Raw genomic sequence first — 240 nt, 5'->3', positions numbered from 1 at the left:
CGTCAATATCAAAAACAGTACTATATGCTTAATAAACCTGATGGGGTAGTAAGTGCAACCATTGATGATAAACACGCTACGGCATTAGGATTAATAACTGGCGTCAACACTGATATGTTACATATTGCCGGTAGATTAGATTTACATTCTACCGGGTTATTATTATTAACCAACAACGCTAAATGGTCCGAAGCATTAATGTCGCCGCAGCATAAAGTCGACAAACAGTATCTGGTAACC

1 protein-coding gene is annotated in these 240 nt (G+C 38.3%); it reads left to right on the top strand.

The window, feature by feature from the left end; all coding sequences use genetic code 11:
- Positions 1-24 precede the first annotated feature (24 nt).
- On the top strand, positions 25-240 hold a 216-nt coding region (locus AAEY88_RS15285), incomplete at its 3' end, for a pseudouridine synthase (protein WP_350563757.1).

It is taken from the genome of Psychrobacter sp. CAL346-MNA-CIBAN-0220 (assembly GCF_040309805.1).
Taxonomy (GTDB): Bacteria; Pseudomonadota; Gammaproteobacteria; order Pseudomonadales; family Moraxellaceae; genus Psychrobacter.
This window is presented reverse-complemented; position numbering and strand designations above follow the sequence as displayed.